Below are 17,209 nucleotides of genomic sequence, written 5' to 3' on the forward strand. Positions count from 1 at the left end.
GACGTGCTCACTCCTTTCGGCCGAAGGCGAGCCATCACTCGCGTGGGGGAGCATCCGCACGGAAAGTGTCGTTTGGCCCCGGCCGTCTCCCTGAAATGGTGGTTTGGAAGGCTCGCGTTGAACCCTCTCTGAGCCGGTGGTACGAAAAAAGGGCGGTCCCCATCCGGGTTTGACGAAAACTCTTCAAACCAGGAGGAGTCATGTCCGCACGAGGATGTAAGGCGCGGCGATCGACTAAAACAAGAACGGTTCTGCTGCTGGTGCCGGCACTGGTCGCCGCCCTCTTGGCGCCGCCGCCGGCCGGTGCGCGTGAAGGCGCGTCGGGGGTCCGGGCCACGGCTCCGCAGGGGCGCGTGCAGTCCTTCTGGCTGCACCTGAACAGCACTCCGGTGTCGGACGCGACGGTCGCCCTGGAGGCGCGGCGTCGTGCTCACGTCGTGCTCAACGCGTGGGAGGGCGGCCTTCTTCGCAAGCTCAAGGCCGCGAATCCGGCGATCGAGGTGTACGTCTACAAGGACCTGTCGTCGACTCGCTCCTATGCGTGCAGGGCGGGTGTGGACGACCGGTTCCTGCCCGCCGGAGTGGGCTACTGCTCCGTCCGCGGCACCAAGCCCGAATGGTTTCTGCGGGACCAGGGTGGGAAAGAACTGGCCTTCTCCGGTTACGAGGGGCATTGGCAGATGGACGTCGGCAATCCCGATTACCGAAAAGCGTGGGTGAACGGGGTGCTGGCGGATGCCAGGAGTAGCGGTTTCGACGGTGTGTTCCTGGACAACGCCCTCTTCTCGTGTGACACCTATCATCCGGGCGTGTGTCCTGCCAGGTATCCGGACAACGCATCGTTCCAGCAGGCGTACAAAGGGATGCTGGCCGAGGTGGGGAAGGCGCTCGGCGCGGCGGGGTTGTCGACGGTCGCGAACCTCAGCAACGCCCGGCTGCACGCCGGCGCCTGGGAGGCGTACACGGAGTTCCTCGACGGCGGGTTCGACGAGTGGTGGCTGTCCTTCTCGGACACCGAGCTCCTGCAGGAGTACCCCGAGGGCTGGAGCCGGCAGGTCTCCCAGGTCACGGCCGGAGAGGCGAGCGGCAGGACGACCTGGGTGCAGCCGCACTTCGGCGCGGGCAACCAGAAGGCGTTCCGGTACGCGCTGGCAAGTCTGTTCCTGGTCACCGGTGGTGGCGCCGCCATCGCGGAGGTGGCCCACGTCGACGGCTACGCGGGGCCGACGCCCTGGCACCCCGAGTACGACTGGTACCTCGGCCATCCCGCCGGCGCCTACCGCAAGGTCGTGGACAACGTGTACCGCAGGGACTTCACCTGCGGTGTGGTGCTGGTCAACGCCAACCGGACGGGAAGTCCCGAGGTCGAGGTGCAGCTGCAACGCACCTACAAGAACCACGAGGGGGCGCCGGTCGACTCCGTGCGCCTGTCCGGCACCAGTGGCGTCGTTCTGCGTGCGAACTGCTGAGCCGCGCCACCTCCCTCAAGGGTGTGGCACCGCAACCTCCACAACGGACCGACAGGGCCCTTTTCCCGGCGGCACAAAGGAAACATGCATTGATCTCACGTGCACCCTTCGTAGTCGACCCCCTGGACGGGTGCGCGCCAAACCACTCGGTATGGCCCCAAAGGAACGGCGTCGGCAACCCTCCGAAGCGGACCGCGGAAGACGCGCAGGCCTTGCGGGGGTGAGGTTGTTCGACGAACGAGGGGCACCCGTTCCGTCAGCGCGAATCTTCGCGGACGCTGAAGGCAGCACAACATTTCCAGCTCGTACGAGGAGGACTCTGAAGTGCGCACTCAAGGTCGCCGAATCTCAGTCATCGCCTGCCTGGCGGCACTCGTCAGTCTCGCGGCCCCGCCGGCCCAGGCGACGCCCGCGGCCCCGTCCCTGCTCCCGTCCGTGGGCACCGTGGCAGCGCTGAAGCTGTCCGCGTCCGGCGTCGACATCAAGATCGGCGCGAAGACGGAGAAGGTCGACCTGAAGGGCGACGTGGTCCTCCGCGTGGTAGCAGGCGACCTGGACCCCCTCAAAGCCGTTCGCCTGCGCATCCTGGACCTGAACCTGGCCGGCAAGCTCCCCAAGGGCGACGTGCAGATCACCCTGGGCAGCCTGGACGTGGACGTCGCCGGCGCCCTGAGTCTCAACCTGGGCATCCCGCCCACCCTGACACACACGCTGGCGCTGAACCTGAAGGTCGCCATCAACCAGCCCGACGTGAGCCCCACGCCGATCACCCTGTCCACAAAGGACGCGGCCAAGCTCGTCGGCACGCTGAAGAAGTTCCCGCCGGCCGGTGACCTGCACCAGCTCCAGAAGCCGCTGGAGCTCGTCGACGCGGCCAAGCCCACCGTGGTGGCCGCGGTGATCGCGAAGCTCTCCCTGAAGGTCGGCTGACGCCGCGGCCCTGGTGGGCGGGGAAACCCCCGCCCACCAGGGCCGCGCGTTCGGGTCAGCAGGACAGGTTGTCACCGGCCGGGACTCCGAGGATCCCGGTGATCTGCGTGTACTTGTCGATCCGGCTCTGCACCTGTGCCGGGTTGCCGCCGTTGCACTCGATGGAACCGTTGATGCTGCGGATGGTCTCACCGAAACCGCGGCCGTTGACCATCGCGTCGTGCGGCGTCATCGTGCCGGGGCCGCTCTGGGTGTTCCAGTACCAAAGGCCGGTCTTCCACGCCACGGCCGCGTCCTGCTCGACGAGGTAGGGGTTGCCGAGAAGGTCGATGCCGAGGTTGTCACCGGCGGCCTTGTAGTTGAAGTTCCAGCTCAGCTGGATCGGCCCGCGCCCGTAGTACGCGGCCTGGCCCGCGGGACAACCGTAGGGCTGACCGGCGTCGCAGTAGTGCGGGTAGTTCGCCTGGTTCTGCTCCACGATGTGGACGAGGCCACCGGTCTCGTGGTTCACGTTGGCCAGGAACGCCGCGGCTTCCTGCCTCTTCACCGTGTCGTCGCCGGTGTTGGCGAAGCCGGGGTAGGCGTCCAGAGCCGCGGTGAGGCCGCTGTAGGTGTAGAAGCTGTTGCGGCCGGGGAAGATCTGGTTGAACTGGTCCTCGCTCACCACGAAAGAAGCGTCCGATGTGGACGGCTGGGCGGACGAGGTCGCGGCGGGCAGCACCAACGCGCCAGTGGTGGCGACGAGTGCTGCGAGTGCCACTCCGGCGCGCTTCAGGAACCGGGGTGTCGACATTCGGAACTCCTCTTGTCATGCCGGTCGTGCGCGGTACGACCGATCCCGTGTGGACTACGGGAATAGGTATGGACCAATCGCCGAGCCGTGAAACCGCTCTCACGACAAGTGACCGCGTCCGGCCCAGTGATCGCCTCGACATCTGGCAGCGAGTGAAGGACGAGTGGGCCGAACGGATGACGGACGAGGCCGAAGGGACGCGGCCTCTCTACTTTCCGTAGAGACGCCGCACCGGGGCTGGCACCGGCAGGCGGACGAGCTGGTCCGGTCAGGGGCGGTTCAGCTGGGCGCCGTCACGCAGGTAGGTCAGCGTGGCCAGCACCCGGCGGTTGCGATCGTCGCCAGGGGTGAATCCGAGCTTGGCGAAGATGTTCCCGACGTGCTTGTTCACCGCGGCCTCGGAGACCACGAGCTTCTCGGCGATGGCCGCGTTGGAGTAGCCCTCCGCCACCAGGCCGAGGACCTCCAGCTCCCGGTTCGACAGGGTCGCGAGCGGAGTGCTGCTGCGCTTGAGCAGCGTGCGGACGACCTGGGGGTCGACGACCGTTTCGCCTGCCGCCACCCGGTGCAGCACGGAGATGAACTCCCGCACGTCGCCGACCCTGTCCTTGAGCAGGTAGCCCACACCGACACCGCCGCCGGAGTCCAGCAGGTCGGAGGCGTAGCCGGCCTCCACGAACTGGCTCAGCACCACCACCCGCAGCTCCGGGCGATCCTGGCGCAGGCGCACCGTCGCCCGCAGGCCTTCGTCGGAGAAGCTCGGTGGCATGCGGATGTCGGTGACCACCAGGTCGGGGTCGTGCTCGGTGACGGCGGCGACCAGCGCTTCCGCGTCGCCCACGGCCGCCACCACCTGGAACCCGAACCGGTCGAGCAGGGCGGAGAGTCCCTCCCTCAGCAGCGCGCCGTCCTCGGCCAGGACGGTCCGGATCACTTGGGGCTGCATGGGAACTCCGCTCGTACGGTGGTGGGCCCGCCGATCGGGCTGGACAGGGACAGGGTGCCGCCGATGGCCGCGGCGCGGTCGGCCAGGCCGGTGAGACCGGTACCGCGGCCGGCGTCGGCACCGCCGCGGCCGTTGTCGGTGATCTCCACCGTCAGGACGTTCCGGCGGACCTTCGCGGAGACCTGGATCTCGGTGGCACCGCTGTGCTTGCCCGAGTTGCTCAACGCCTCGGCGACGACGAAGTAGCCCGCGCTCTCCACCGTGCCCGGCGGGCGTTCGGGGATGGCGCAGTCGACGGTCACCGGTGTCGCGGAACGGTCGGCCAGTTCCTGCAACGCGGCGGGCAGACCCAGGTCCGACAACGCCTGCGGATGGATGCCGTGGATGAACTCGCGCAGTTCGACGAGCAGTTGCTTGGCCTGCTCGTGGGCGTTGGTCACGGACTCGGTGCCGGGGGAGTCCGGCGGCATCTCCACCTTGGCGAGGCCCAGCTGGAGGATCAGGCTGACGAGGCGTTGCTGCGCGCCGTCGTGCAGGTCGCGCTCGATCCGGCGCCGTTCCGCCTCGAAGGCGTTGACCAGGCGTTCGCGTGACTGCGCGATCTCGACCAGCTCGATCCGCAGACGTTCGTCGGCAACGCCCGACAGCAGCCTCCTGGCAGCCGCACCGTGCAGGCCGGCCAGTCCGGAGATCAGGTACAGCGCCAACGGGAACAGCCCCAGCCCCAGCAGCGCGTACGGCAGCGCCTCGGACACCGTGCTCACCCGACCGAGACCGAGCGCCAGCGGAGCGTCCGGCTGGACCACGAACGGGCTGATGATCAGTGAGCCGACCATCAGCAAGGTCAGGAACAGCGCGGCGCACGGCAGCGCCGCCAGGGACACGACGACCAGGTAGGCGACCTCCCGCCAGGTCTCCGGCCGGGTGTACCGGCGGTGCAACCAGCCGATCCAGCCGCCGCCCCTGGCGCTGTGCGGCACCGGCACCGGATCCGCCTGGACCAGTCGCAACCGCAGCCGTTCGACCTGGGCCACGGGCAGGGCGGCCAGCGGACCGCCCGCCACGACCAGGAGCAGACCACCCAGCCCCACCAGCACTATCTCACCGAGGGTGATCGGCGTGGGCCCGATGAACCGGAAGACCAGGTACAGCCAGGGCAGGCACAACACGGTGACCGGGACGCTGACCAGGGCCGACACGACCGGGGTGCTCAGCACGTACGCCAGGCCGCGCCACGGCCAGCTGCTCAGGAGGAAACGGCTGTGCGCCATCGACTCCCAGATCGTGCGTGCGTTGCGTACGGACACAACGCCCACCGTAGTCAACATCGACATCGGCGATGGACCGGTTGCCGGTAGAGGTTTCTATACCCGTAACTCGGGAGTTAAGGACAGTGACTCCTCGTGCGCGGTGCGGTTGGGTTGCAACTGTTGGTAGTCGAAGAACACGGGTGACGGGCGAGGGGTGCCCGCGACAACCGCGCGACCGGTTGTCCTGTCACCGCAGACGGGGGTTTTCATGTCTTGGAATCAGCACCTCGCCGCCGGTCATCGGCAGGGGGTGCCGAGCGGCGGTCACTCGGCGGTGGAACTGCACCAGGTGACGCGGCAGTACGGAGCCAGGAACACCGGCGTGGCCGCGTTGGACAACGTCAGCCTGAGGTGCCCGGCCGGGACCTGGACCGCCATCATGGGCCCCTCGGGTTCCGGCAAGTCCACCCTCCTGCACTGCGCCGCCGGACTGGACCAGGTCACCAGCGGACGCGTCCTGCTCGCGGGCCGCGACATCACCAGGGCGCAGGACAGCCAGCTCACGGAGCTGCGCCGGCGCACGATCGGCTTCGTGTTCCAGAGCTTCAACCTGATCAGCTCGCTGACCGCCGAGCAGAACGTCGCGTTCCCCTCGAAGCTCGCCGGGGTGCGGGTGTCCAAGAGGGACGTCCGCGAGACCCTGGCCAGCGTCGGGCTCGCCGACCGCGCCAGTCACAAGCCGCGTGAGCTCTCCGGTGGCCAGCAGCAGCGGGTCGCCATCGCCCGCGCGATGATCTCCCGCCCCGCCGTCCTGTTCGCCGACGAACCCACCGGTGCGCTGGACTCGCACTCCGCGAAGGTGGTCCTCGAACTGCTGCGCACCATGGTGCAGACCGTGGGGCAGAGCATCGTCATGGTGACCCACGACCCCGCGGTCGCGGCCAGCGCCGACACGGTGGTCTTCCTGGCCGACGGTCAGATCGTGGACCGCGTGGACATGCCGACCATCCACGACGTCGCCGAGCGGCTCGCCCGGCTGGAGAGCTGAGCCATGTTCCAGATGTCGTTCAGCACGTTCCGCGAACGGTGGGAGCTGTTCATCGGCGCCATCCTCAGCGTGGGCGTCGGTGTCGCACTCGTGCAGGCTTCGATGCTGGTGCTGGCGGCCACCGGCGAACCCCAGATCCCGCCGGGGACGTCCCGGCAGGCGGAGGACAAGATCCGCGAGGGGTTCGTGGCCGCCGCCACGGTCATGGGCATGACCGCGTTCCTCGCCATGTTCCTCGCGGTCTTCATCGTGAGCTCCACGTTCAGCTTCACCGTCGCTCAGCGTCGCCGCGACCTCGCCCTGCTGCGCCTCACCGGCGGAAGCCGCACCCAGCTGCGCGCGCTCCTGCTGTCGGAGTCCCTGCTGCTCGGCGTGGTCGGGTCCGCGCTGGGGGTGCCGTTCGGGCTGATCGCGAAGTACGCGCAGACCTGGCTGCTCGTCGAGATCGGCCTGCTGCCGGAGGGGTTCACCGCTCCGTGGCACCTGTGGGCCGTGGTCGTCTCCGGGATCATCGGTGTCTGCGTGGCCCTCGCCGGCGTGTTCACCGCCTCGCTGCGGGCAGCGAAGATCCTGCCGCTGGAGGCGTTGCGGGAGACGGGCAAGGCGGCCAGGGTGATGACCCTGTCGCGGTGGTTCGTCGGCCTGTCCTTCGCCTTCTGCACGATCGCCATGGTGATGTGGGCGCAGGGCGCCAACCTGATCGGCGCGATGATGGCGGCGCTCGGCATCTCCATGTTCGGCGCGGTCGCCATGAGCATGCTGAGCCCGCTGGTGGTCCCGTTCATGGCCTGGCTGTTCGGGGTCCTCGTGCCCGGCAGCACCCTGGTCGGCCTGGCGCAGGCCAACATGAGGGACGGCGTCCGGCGCAGCGCGGCCACCGCGTCCCCGCTGATCGTGCTGGTCGCGTTGCTGCTGGGACTGGCAGGCACCTTCGGCTCGCTCTCCGCCGCGGGTGGCGAGGAGGCGAAGCGGTCCGTGAACGCCCACCTCGTGGTGACGTCCACCGGCGAGGAGGCGGAACGGCTGCCGGGCATCGAGGGCGTGGCCGTCGCCTCGCGGCAGAACGCTGTGGACATCACGATCACCACGGAGAAGACGCAGAACAAGCGGGTGATCACGAGGAACTTCTACACGGGGATCGTCGCGGTGGACGCGGCCGACTACGCGCGCACGCACACCTTGCCCCCGGCGAGGGGCGACCTCGCGGCGCTGACCGGCAACACCGTGTTCACCGGCCCGGCCCGCAACGCCGACCGGATCGCCCCCGGCCAGGTGCTGCCGGCCGAGGCGGGCGGGCAACCGCTGCAGCTGACGGTGGTCGGCGGCATGCCGGAGACGCTCGAGATGGGGGACAGCTTCCTGGTCCCGCGCCAGGCCCTGCCCAAGGAGGTGTGGGCCGCCGCGCCCACCGAGACCGTCGTCCAGGTCGCGCAGGGCCAGGACCCGGACGCGGTCGCCGAACGGATCGAGAAGGCGGGCTTCGCGCAGGTCCAGCCGGTGTCCGAGTGGGCGACCGCCCGCGCGGAGAACGCCCAGGACGGCAACGTCAAGATCCTGACCGTGCTGATGGGCCTCGCCGGGCTCTACGCGCTGATGGCCGTCGTGAACTCGGTGGTCATCGCCGGCACCGAACGCCGCCGCGAGTTCGCCGTCTCCAGGGTGACCGGGCTGACCCAGCCCCAGGTGGTGCGCACGGCCGTGGTCGAGGGCATCGGGGTGGCGGTCATCGGACTGGTGCTCGGGTGCCTGGTGGCCGGGGCGGGCCTGATCGGCATCGGCGGCGCCGTGCACAAGGCGATCGGTACGACCGTCGTTTACGTTCCGTGGACACTTTTGACAATTGTCGCTATTGGGTCGGTTGGCGTCGTTGCGACGACAAGCGCAATCACCGCCGCTATCGCCACGAAGGAACGGCCTGTGTCCCTGGTCACAACGAAGGAATAAATCCAACCGGCGGGCGGCGGTCGGCATGTGCTATCCCCCCGAAGCGCATCGCCGACCGCCCATCTGGCGGTACGCTCACGCCCGAACGGAGGACCATTAACCCAGGAGGAAACCGCATTGGCTGAAAATGTCGAATATCGCTACGGTCGTTGGTATTCCGTCCGTCTGAGTTGCGCGTGCGCGATATCGCGGTACGCGTTCTGGGGCTTGTGCTAGCGTTCTTGTCGGGGAAGGAGCCTTGAGGGTCCGGGGGGCATTGACCTTGGCTACTCGCCCGTAGTCCCTCAACGGCTCATTGGTTTTACACACGTTGGGGGGCGCTGTGGTTCTGCGCATTCATTTTACGGCTGACGATCTGGCGCGAACACGTATGACAGCGGGTTTGGGGCCGGTCGCGGAAAGCATATTCGCGCTGGATCTGCTGGCGGGTCAACGCAGTCATCTCGTGCACGAACTGCGCAAGCACTTCCAGCAGAAACTGGGCGACCGGCTGGTCGAGATGCAGCAGTTCGGTCAGGAGTACCAACCGATTCCTGACCTGCTCTGGATGCTCAACCGGCGTACCGCGGCGGACGTGGCCGCGGGTGGCCGCGGCGCGCAGCAGATCGCGTCGACCGTGTTCGAGTTCTGCCGCAACGCCGTGCTGCCCTCCTGGGGACAGCTGCGCGACCGGCTCGAGCTCGAGCGCGAGGTCCAGGCGCGCATCGCGATCAGCAGCGGGGTGGAAGGCCTGCTCGGGTCCCTGCACCCCCGGTTCTACTGGAACGCTCCGGTGCTGGAGATCGCCGACGCCGCCGATCGCGACATCCACCTGAACGGCCGGGGTCTGCTGCTGAGCCCGGCGATCTTCCTGCAGGCCCGCCGGCACGCGCTGATCGAGAACGAGAAGGAGAGCGGCATGACCGCGATCGCTTTCTCGGTAGGTGCCGCGGAAGTCGGTGTGGACGGCTTGAACGACACGTGGGACGCCGGCGAGCAGGCGCTGAGCGCGTTGGTGGGAACCACGCGGGCGGCGGCTCTGCGGGTGCTCACCGAAAGCTGCACGACCAGCGTGCTTTCTGAGCGACTGGGAATTTCGCTGGCGGGTGCCAGCAAGCACGCGACAGTGTTGCGCAAGGCCGGTCTCATCACCACAGCGCGCAACCGCAACACAGCACTGCACACACTCACATCTCTCGGACAGGCCCTCCTGCGCAAGCGGGAGGGCCTGCCTCTGATGCGCTCAGAAAGGTTCGCGTCATGACCACCAATCCTTTTGACGACCCGGACGGCCGGTTCCTGGTGCTGATCAACTCGGAAGGCCAGCACAGCCTGTGGCCCGATTTCATCGGCGTCCCGGCGGGGTGGACGGTGGTGCACGAGGTGACCGACCGCGTCACGGCGTTGGCCTACGTTTCCGAGAATTGGACAGATCTGCGCCCGGCCAGCCTCGTCAAGGCGATGACCGAGTAACTTGACCCTCCGGCTAAACAGGTCGAGCCAGGCAGAACACCGTGCCAGGCTCGACCTGTTTTCGTTGCCGGGAATCTTCGCTCAAAACAGGGGGATGTCGTGCTCAGGTTCGAGCTGACCGAAACAGAGGTCGCGGACGTGCGAGGCGTGGTGGACGATCTCGTGCCGCGCTACGCCACCGTCGAGGACGAGCGCTTCCACGCCGAAGCCCTCGTCCACGCCCAGGAGCTGCCGCGGCGACTGCGCCGCGCCATCGTCGACTACCGCACCACCGAGGCCTCCGGCAGCTTCGTCCTCTCCGGCTTCCCGGTGGACGACTCGGCGCTCGGGCAGACTCCGGCCGACTGGCGCGACAAGCCCGACCCCACCGCCACCACCCGGTACGACCTGATGTTCTACCTCGTCGGCAGTCTGCTCGGCGAGCCGGTCGGCTGGGGCACGCAGCAGGACGGCCTGCTCATGCACGACGTCTTCCCGATCAGGGACTTCCGGGACGACCAGATCGGCTGGGGCTCCGAGCAGCCGCTCGTCTGGCACACCGAGGACGCGTTCCACCCGCTGCGCGCCGACTACCTCGGCCTGATGTGCCTGCGCAACCCGGACGGCGTGGAGACCACCGCCGCGGACATCACGGACGTCAAGCTGGACGAGGAGACCAGGGCGAGCCTGTTCGACGAGCGGTACTTCATCCTCCCCGACGACTCGCACCGGCCGCAGGCGTGGGCGGAGGACGAGCTCGCCGACCCCAGGCTGGGCCGGTTGCTCGCGCGGAGCCGCGACCGGGTGGAGAGCGCGCTCGCCAGCCCGCAACCCGTTCCGGTGCTGTTCGGCGCCGAGGACGACCCGTACGTCTGCCTGGACCCGCACTACATGAAGGGCGTCCACGGCGAACGGGAGCAGGCCGACCTCGACAAGATCGGCAGGGCGATCGACGAGGCGATGAGCGGGGTCGTGCTGCGGCCCGGCGACGTCCTGTTCATCGACAACTACCGGATGGTGCACGGCCGCAAGCCGTTCAAGGCCCGCTACGACGGCACCGACCGCTGGCTGCGCCGCCTCAACATCACCAGGGACCTGCGCAAGTCGCGGCACGCCCGGCTGACCGCCGCGTCCAGGGTCATCTACTGATGATCCGGCACATCGTCCTGTTCAAGTTCAAAGCCGGCTACTCGTGGGACGACCAGCGCGTCGTCGCCGCGGAACGGTCCTCGCAGCAGGTCGGCGCGCACGTGCCGGAACTGCTGGAGTGGCGCACCGGGCGCAACGTGTCCACCAGGGACATCGCCTACGACTTCGTGGTGATGGGCCTGGTCCGGGACGAGGCGGACCTGCAGCGCTACCTGACGAACGACTTCCACCGGAGATCTGCCGGGTTGTGGCGGGAGATCAGCACGTGGGTGATCGCCGACCTCGAAGAACCCGTGAGCTCAGACCACGACGTGTGATGGGGGATCCTTGTACACCGTCTTCCACCCGGAACTGGCCGGGTTGACCACGCGGCTGGCCGGCGACTTCGCCGGTTACCTGGCCGGTGACTGGAACGCGGACCGGCTGCGCGCACACCAGCTGGCCGCGTTCCGCGACACCATCGCCTACACCCGCGAACGTTCGCCGTTCTACCGGCGCCACCTGTCCGATGTGGACCCGGCGGCGATCGCAGGGCTGGACGCCGGCTCGATCGCGCACATCCCGTTCACCACCAAGGAAGATCTGCGCCGCGAGCAGTTCGACGTGCTGTCCGGGAAGGTCAGCGACGCGTGGATCTTCTACGAGACCACCGGGACCACCGGCGCGGCGACCCCGTGCCCGCGCGACAACGTCGACACGTTGCACAACAACGCCGTGCTCACCGCTTACTACGAAACGGTGTTCCGGCAGTTCGGTGACGACCAGGTCATCGGAGTCTCCGGCCCGAGCGAGCTGCACGCCACCGGCGACACGTTCGGCGACGTGTGCCGCAACCTCGGCCTCGCGGTCGCCAAGATGTGGCCGCACTCCCCGGTGATCGGCTTCCCGCGGGCGCTCGAGGTGATGCGGCTGCTGCCGATCACCGGTCTGTTCTGCACGCCCGGCATGGCCCTCTCCCTGGCCAAGGCCGCGTTGCGTGAAGGACTCGACCCTGCGGAGGACTTCGAGCTCCGAACGCTGATGATGACCGGCGAGCTGGTGTCGCCGAGCCTCTTGCGCGTCATCGGCGACCTGTGGGGAGCCAAGGCCTACAACTGCCTGTACGCCTCCCAGGAGGCCTCGATCCTGGCCGCGGCCGGCGCCGACGGCGTGCTGTACCAGGCGCCGCTGATCAACTACTACGAGGTGGTCGACCCGGAGACCCTCGCGCCGGCGCAGCCGGACGCCGACGGGATCCGCAGGGGCGAGCTCGTGGTCACCAACCTCTACCAGGGGGTGAAGCCCCTGGTCCGCTACCGCACCGGCGACCTCGTCCGGGAACGGCCGCCCGCGCAGGACGCCACGGTTCCCGCGCCGCGCCTGGAGATCCTCGGCCGCGTTCGCGACCAGCTGGACCTCAACGGTCACCTGATCTCCGGCTACGACCTGGAAGAGCTGCTGCTGCAGCACGTGCACGGGTTCGTCGACTACCAGATCACCATCGACCGCGAGGACGGCCGGGACCGGCTGCACGTGCTGTTCCAGCCGCGCACCCTCACCGCGGAGGACCCCGGCCTGGCCGCGGCCGCCCTGGCGTGCTCCGAGCGCCTCGGTGCCCGGCTCACGGTGAGCTTCGGCGAACCGGGCAACGTCACCGCCACCGGCGCCATGGTCAGCTGGAAGGCCGCGCGGGTCGTCGACCGCCGGAACCTCGTCGGCGCCGAGTCGGTGGCGGCTCAGGAGATCGCGTCGCGGAGGACGGCGTGAGCGCCACTCCCGAACTGGGGCCGGTGGCCTACCACCGCGGCGAGTTCGTCGACGCCAGAGCCGCGCACCTGCCGTTGACGACGCAGGGTCTGCACTACGGAACCGGTGTGTTCGAAGGCATCCGGGCCCACCCGCTGGACTCCGGCGACCTCGCGGTCTTCCGGTTGGGTGATCACCTGGACCGGCTGCTGGCCGGGGCACGGCTGTTGCGCGTCGACACCGGGGTGACGCGCGAGCTGGCGACGGAGATCGTCGTGGAGTTGCTCCGGCGCAACGGTTTCACCGCGGACGTCTACCTGCGGCCGCTGGCGTACAAGCTCGGCCTGCAGCCGGGCACCCGGCCAGGCGTCGGTCTCACCGGGGTGTCCGGCGCGCTGTCGATCGTGGTCTCCCGGCTCGGTGACTACCAGCCCCCGGCCGGCCTCCGGTGCCTGATCAGCTCGTGGCGACGACCGGCCAGGTCGGCGATCCCGGTGCGGGCCAAGATCACCGGAGGGTACGTGAACAACGCGCTCGCCCTCGACGAGGCGCGCTGCGCGGGGTTCGACGACGCGATCCTGCTCGACGAGCGCGGACTGGTCGCGGAAGCGACCACCGCCAACGTGTTCGTGGTGCGGGACGGCCTGCTGGTCACCCCGCCCGCGACCGGGGACCGGCTGCCCGGCATCACCCGCGACACGGTGCTGACCCTCGCCGCGGACCTCGGGATCGACCGGGTCGAGGCGGAGCTGGACAGCACCGATCTCCTGCAGGCGGAGGAGGTCTTCCTCACCGGCACCGGCTGCGGGGTCAGCCCCGTGATCGAGGTCGCCGGCCGTCCGGTCGGCGCCGGCGAGCCGGGTCCGGTGGGCACCGCGCTGCGCGAGACCTACGACCAGACCATCCGCGGGCGGCGACCCGACACCCGCGGCTGGCTCACCACCGTTGCGCTGGCGGAGGCACTGCGATGACGACGATGACGACGAACGAGACCCAGGCACTGGGGTGGATGTCGGTCAGCACCGCCCCGGCGGTCCGGCTGGCCTCCATCGGCACCCTGGGACCCGCCGGGACCAGCAGCGAGCAGGCCGCCGGGCTGCTGTGGCGCGAACTCGGTGAGGGACCGCCCGTGGTGCGGCTGTTCAACTCCTACGAACGCGGCGCCGACGCCGTCCGCGACGGGCACGTCAGCCACTTCGTGGTGGCCAACGCCTACCGGGACGCGCACGAGTTCTACATGGACCTGCGGTTGTCCTTGGCCTCGGTGTTCATCATGGACACCCCGCTGTACGGCCTCGCCCGCCGCCCCGGCGTGCACGACATCCCCGCGCGACCCACGATCGCGAGCCACCGGTCGCCGGTGCCGTTGATCCACCAGCTGATGCCGGCGGGCCTGAGCGTCGGCGACATCGAGGTGATGGCCTCCACCAGCGCCGCCGCGCAGGCCGTCCGCAACCGTGCCGTGGACCTGGCGCTGACCACCGAGGTGGCCGCGCGGAACCACGGCCTCGAGTTCATCTCCGCGACCCGGCCGATCCGGATGGTCTGGTCGGTGTTCGTGGCCGGTGGGGGCGGCCTCGCCGGACTGTCCGGCCAGACCGCGGAAGGAGAGGGCTGAACGATGTTGTTGATCCTGGACGGTGCCGCCGTGCGCAAGGCGCTCGCCATGTCCGACGCCATTCCGGCGATGGCGGACGCGTTGCGCCGCTACAGCGAGGGCGTGGTGACCCAGCCGCTGCGGTCGATCCTGCGCCCGCCGTCGGGCAGCGAGATCTTCGCGAGCATGCCGAGCCACGTCGCGGGCCACGGCTTCGGTCTCAAGGCGATCATGCTGAAGCCGGACAACGCGGCCCGCGGGCTGCCGTCCCACGTCGGGGTCGTCGTCGTGTTCGATCCGGAGACCGGCTACCCATTGGCCACTTTGGACGGTTCCGCGCTGACCGGCATCCGGACCGCCGCCGTCTCGGCGGCCGCCACCAGGGCGCTGGCCCGTCCGGACGCCGGTGACCTCGCGATCATCGGCGCGGGTGTGCAGGCTCGCAGCCACCTGGAGGCCATGCACCTGGTGCGGGAGCTCCGCCGGGTGCGGGTGTACAGCCGCTCGAAGGACCGGGCCGAGCTGCTGGCCAAGCACGCGGCCGGCCAGCTCGGGATCGATGTGGAGGTCACCGGTTCCGCGGCGGAGGCCGTGCGCGGCGCCGACCTCGTCTGCACCACCACCTCCAGCAAGGAACCGGTGCTGGACGCCGCGGACCTGGCAGAGGGCGTGCACGTCAACGCGATCGGCGCGTCCACGAGGGACGCGCGCGAGCTGCCGTCCGAGGCGGTGGCGCGGGCCTCGGTGTTCGTGGACAGCAGGGAGTCGGCGCTCGCCGAGTCCACCGACGTGGGTGCGCCGATCGCCGAGGGCCTGCTCAGCGCCGACCAGGTCACCGAGGTCGGTGACGTGCTGCTGGGCAGGCATCCCGGCCGGTCGTCGGCCGGGCAGATCACCCTGTTCAAGTCCCTCGGCATGGCCGCGCAGGACGTGGTCGCCGGGTTCCTCACCGTGCGCGCGGCCACCGAGTCCGGCACCGGCGTCCGGGTGGCCTACCAGCTCGAGACGGGTGATCACTGATGCCCGCGCTCGTCCTCGGCAACATCGTCGCGGTGCGCAACCCGGAGGGCCTCGCCGAGTACCGCCGCCGTGCAGCGTCCACTTTGGAGCCCTACGGCGGCCGCTTCTTCCTGCGGGGCGCGGAAGTCGACGTCCTCGAAGGGGACTGGGTGCCCGGTCACGTCTCGGTGCTGGAGTTCCCCAGCGCCGAGCACGCTCGCCGGTGGTACCGGTCGCCGGAGTACCAGGAGCTCGTCGCGGTGCGGGCCGGAGTGGACCTGGAACTGGTCCTGTTCGAAGGTGAAGAGGGATGACAGTGCAGGCGGACGTCTCCGCCGCGCCGGGCCGGACCGAGGCCAGGGCGCCGATCGCCTGGCGTCCGGCCGGGATCGTCGTGGCGGTCGTCTCGGCGATCCAGGCCGTGTTCCTCGGGGGCTACGGCCTGTCCGCGGACGAGCTGTACTTCCGGATGCTGGGCGACCGGCCGGGCTGGGGCTACACCGACCAGCCGGCCGCGCTCCCGCTGCTGGCCAAGTTCGGCTCCGTCGTCTTCGGTGACTCCGCCTGGGGCATCCGAGTGCCCGCCCTGCTCTGCGGCGCGGCGGTGCTGGTGCTGCTGGCCGCGATCGTCGCGGAGCTCGGTGGCGGGCGCAGGGCCCAGCTCCTGGCCCTGATCGCGGTGGCGAGCTCACCGTTCGGCTGGGGCGTCGGCCACTTCCTGCTCACCACGAGCGCGGACATGGTCGTCTGGTGCGCCGTCGTCCTGTTCACGCTGCGGGCGTTGCTGCGCGGCGACGGGAAGTGGTGGATCCACGCCGGCATCACCTGCGGGCTCGGCCTGTACGTCAAGTACATGGTCCTGCTGCTGCCGGTGGTGTGGCTGGCCTCGATCGCGCTGCTGGGCCCCCGGTCCGCGTTCCGGGACAGGCGGTTGTACCTGGGCATGGCTCTGGGCCTGGTGATCGGCCTGCCCAGCCTGCTCTACCAGGTCACCCACGGCTGGCCGCAGTTCGAGATGGCCGAGGCGCTGGGCCGTGAGGAGGGCGCGGAGAACCGTTCGCTGTTCCTCACCAACATGATCGTCATGCTCGGGCCCGCGGTCGTGCCGGTGTGGATCAGCGGCGTCGTCGGCCTGTTCCGGTGGACGTCCTGGCGCCCGGTCCGGTCGCTGGCGCCCGCCTTCCTGGTGGCCCTGGCGCTCGTGCTGCTGGTCCAGGGCGGTCGTGCCGACTACACCGCGGGTTTCCTGCTCGCGCTCGTCGCCGCGGGTGCCGTGGTGGCGGATCGGTGGATGACCCGTGCCCGCTGGCGGCCCGCCGTGCTGTTCGGCCTCGTCGGGCTGCTCGCCGCGCCGCAGTTCCTGCTGGCGATGCCGGTGCTGCCGGAGGAGGTGTTCGCGCGGTACCCGGTCGCCAGCCTCTCCGTGGAGACAGTCGGCTGGCCCGCGATGGCGCGGCAGGTCGGCGATGTCTACAAAGGACTCCCCGCGGGGGAGCGGAACCGCGCCGTCGTCCTCACCGAGAACTTCGGCGAGGCAGGAGCCCTGCACCTGTACGGGAAGGAGCACGGCCTGCCTGCCGTCTACAGCGGGCACAACGAGCTGCACAACTGGGGGCCACCGCCGGAGTCGGCGGACGTCGTCATCGCCGTCGGGCTGAGCCGGGACACGTTCGCCGGCTGGCGGCAGTGCGACGTCGCCGCCAGGTACGACAACGGTGTCGGGCTGGAGGCCAGCAAGGAACAGGGGCGCGAGATCCTGGTCTGCCGCGGCAGGACCCAGTCCTGGCAGCAGTGGTGGCCTGCTCTGCGCAGACTGGGAGGTTACTGAGCCAGGTTCTCCCGGACGGCGCCTCACCACGACGTGGTGGGGCGCCGTTTCGCATGTCGTCCCAAGCCCCTGGCCGCGCTGTTTCACCTGCGTGTAAAGG

General features: G+C 69.4%; 17 protein-coding genes. 14 read left to right on the top strand and 3 right to left on the bottom strand.

All coding sequences use genetic code 11. From position 1 onward, the window contains the following. The first annotated feature begins 353 nt into the window (after positions 1-353). Both ACQEU1_RS39120 and ACQEU1_RS39125 read left to right on the top strand, forming a co-directional pair. Complete coding sequence (locus tag ACQEU1_RS39120; protein ID WP_433213822.1) at positions 354-1,469, top strand: putative glycoside hydrolase; 1,116 nt, start codon at positions 354-356, stop codon at positions 1,467-1,469. A gap of 435 nt (positions 1,470-1,904) precedes the next feature. Then, positions 1,905-2,399 carry a hypothetical protein gene (locus tag ACQEU1_RS39125; protein ID WP_433213825.1) on the top strand — a complete coding sequence of 165 codons (495 nt, stop codon included), beginning with the start codon at positions 1,905-1,907 and terminating at the stop codon, positions 2,397-2,399. A 55-nt stretch (positions 2,400-2,454) separates the two neighbouring features. Here ACQEU1_RS39125 and ACQEU1_RS39130 read toward each other — a convergent pair whose 3' ends face one another. The 3 genes from ACQEU1_RS39130 to ACQEU1_RS39140 all read right to left on the bottom strand — a co-directional run bounded on the left by ACQEU1_RS39130 (position 2,455) and on the right by ACQEU1_RS39140 (position 5,445). Further along, positions 2,455-3,192, bottom strand: a complete 738-nt coding sequence (locus ACQEU1_RS39130) for a chitinase (protein WP_433213828.1) — start codon at positions 3,190-3,192, stop codon at positions 2,455-2,457. A 268-nt stretch (positions 3,193-3,460) separates the two neighbouring features. Next, positions 3,461-4,138, bottom strand: coding sequence for a response regulator transcription factor (locus ACQEU1_RS39135; protein WP_433213831.1), 678 nt, complete (start codon positions 4,136-4,138; stop codon positions 3,461-3,463). Further along, positions 4,123-5,445, bottom strand: coding sequence for a sensor histidine kinase (locus ACQEU1_RS39140; RefSeq protein WP_433213834.1), 1,323 nt, complete (start codon positions 5,443-5,445; stop codon positions 4,123-4,125). The genes ACQEU1_RS39135 and ACQEU1_RS39140 overlap by 16 nt, the downstream gene beginning before the upstream one ends. Before the next feature lie 211 nt (positions 5,446-5,656). Here ACQEU1_RS39140 and ACQEU1_RS39145 point away from each other — a divergent pair, with 211 nt between their 5' ends. The 12 genes from ACQEU1_RS39145 to ACQEU1_RS39200 all read left to right on the top strand — a co-directional run bounded on the left by ACQEU1_RS39145 (position 5,657) and on the right by ACQEU1_RS39200 (position 17,109). Then, positions 5,657-6,436, top strand: a complete 780-nt coding sequence (locus ACQEU1_RS39145; RefSeq protein ID WP_433213837.1) for an ABC transporter ATP-binding protein — start codon at positions 5,657-5,659, stop codon at positions 6,434-6,436. A gap of 3 nt (positions 6,437-6,439) precedes the next feature. Then, positions 6,440-8,380 (top strand): FtsX-like permease family protein, encoded by a 1,941-nt coding sequence (locus ACQEU1_RS39150; RefSeq protein WP_433213840.1) that lies wholly within the window; start codon positions 6,440-6,442, stop codon positions 8,378-8,380. A gap of 322 nt (positions 8,381-8,702) precedes the next feature. After that, complete coding sequence (locus ACQEU1_RS39155) at positions 8,703-9,623, top strand: ArsR/SmtB family transcription factor (protein ID WP_433213844.1); 921 nt, start codon at positions 8,703-8,705, stop codon at positions 9,621-9,623. Then, entirely contained in the window at positions 9,620-9,832 is a 213-nt protein-coding gene (locus tag ACQEU1_RS39160; protein WP_433213847.1) for an MbtH family protein, read from the top strand. The genes ACQEU1_RS39155 and ACQEU1_RS39160 overlap by 4 nt, the downstream gene beginning before the upstream one ends. 99 nt (positions 9,833-9,931) lie before the next feature. Continuing rightward, positions 9,932-10,960: a guanitoxin biosynthesis L-enduracididine beta-hydroxylase GntD gene (gntD, locus tag ACQEU1_RS39165; RefSeq protein WP_433213849.1), complete on the top strand. Its 1,029-nt coding sequence runs from the start codon at positions 9,932-9,934 to the stop codon at positions 10,958-10,960. Continuing rightward, entirely contained in the window at positions 10,960-11,277 is a 318-nt protein-coding gene (locus tag ACQEU1_RS39170; protein ID WP_433213852.1) for a Dabb family protein, read from the top strand. Before gntD ends, ACQEU1_RS39170 begins: the two co-directional genes overlap by 1 nt. Before the next feature lie 10 nt (positions 11,278-11,287). Next, positions 11,288-12,706: a phenylacetate--CoA ligase family protein gene (locus ACQEU1_RS39175; RefSeq protein WP_433213855.1), complete on the top strand. Its 1,419-nt coding sequence runs from the start codon at positions 11,288-11,290 to the stop codon at positions 12,704-12,706. Then, positions 12,703-13,656, top strand: a complete 954-nt coding sequence (locus ACQEU1_RS39180) for a branched-chain amino acid transaminase (protein WP_433213858.1) — start codon at positions 12,703-12,705, stop codon at positions 13,654-13,656. The genes ACQEU1_RS39175 and ACQEU1_RS39180 overlap by 4 nt, the downstream gene beginning before the upstream one ends. Then, positions 13,653-14,303 (top strand): hypothetical protein, encoded by a 651-nt coding sequence (locus tag ACQEU1_RS39185; protein WP_433213860.1) that lies wholly within the window; start codon positions 13,653-13,655, stop codon positions 14,301-14,303. The genes ACQEU1_RS39180 and ACQEU1_RS39185 overlap by 4 nt, the downstream gene beginning before the upstream one ends. Before the next feature lie 3 nt (positions 14,304-14,306). Then, on the top strand, positions 14,307-15,302 hold the full coding sequence (locus tag ACQEU1_RS39190; protein ID WP_433213863.1) for an ornithine cyclodeaminase family protein: 996 nt from the start codon (positions 14,307-14,309) through the stop codon (positions 15,300-15,302). Beyond that, positions 15,302-15,595 (top strand): DUF1330 domain-containing protein, encoded by a 294-nt coding sequence (locus ACQEU1_RS39195; RefSeq protein WP_433213866.1) that lies wholly within the window; start codon positions 15,302-15,304, stop codon positions 15,593-15,595. The genes ACQEU1_RS39190 and ACQEU1_RS39195 overlap by 1 nt, the downstream gene beginning before the upstream one ends. Next, positions 15,592-17,109 carry a glycosyltransferase family 39 protein gene (locus tag ACQEU1_RS39200; protein WP_433213869.1) on the top strand — a complete coding sequence of 506 codons (1,518 nt, stop codon included), beginning with the start codon at positions 15,592-15,594 and terminating at the stop codon, positions 17,107-17,109. Before ACQEU1_RS39195 ends, ACQEU1_RS39200 begins: the two co-directional genes overlap by 4 nt. Positions 17,110-17,209 lie beyond the last annotated feature (100 nt).

The organism is Lentzea sp. CA-135723, assembly GCF_050936595.1.
In the GTDB taxonomy this organism is placed as follows: Bacteria; Actinomycetota; Actinomycetes; order Mycobacteriales; family Pseudonocardiaceae; genus Lentzea.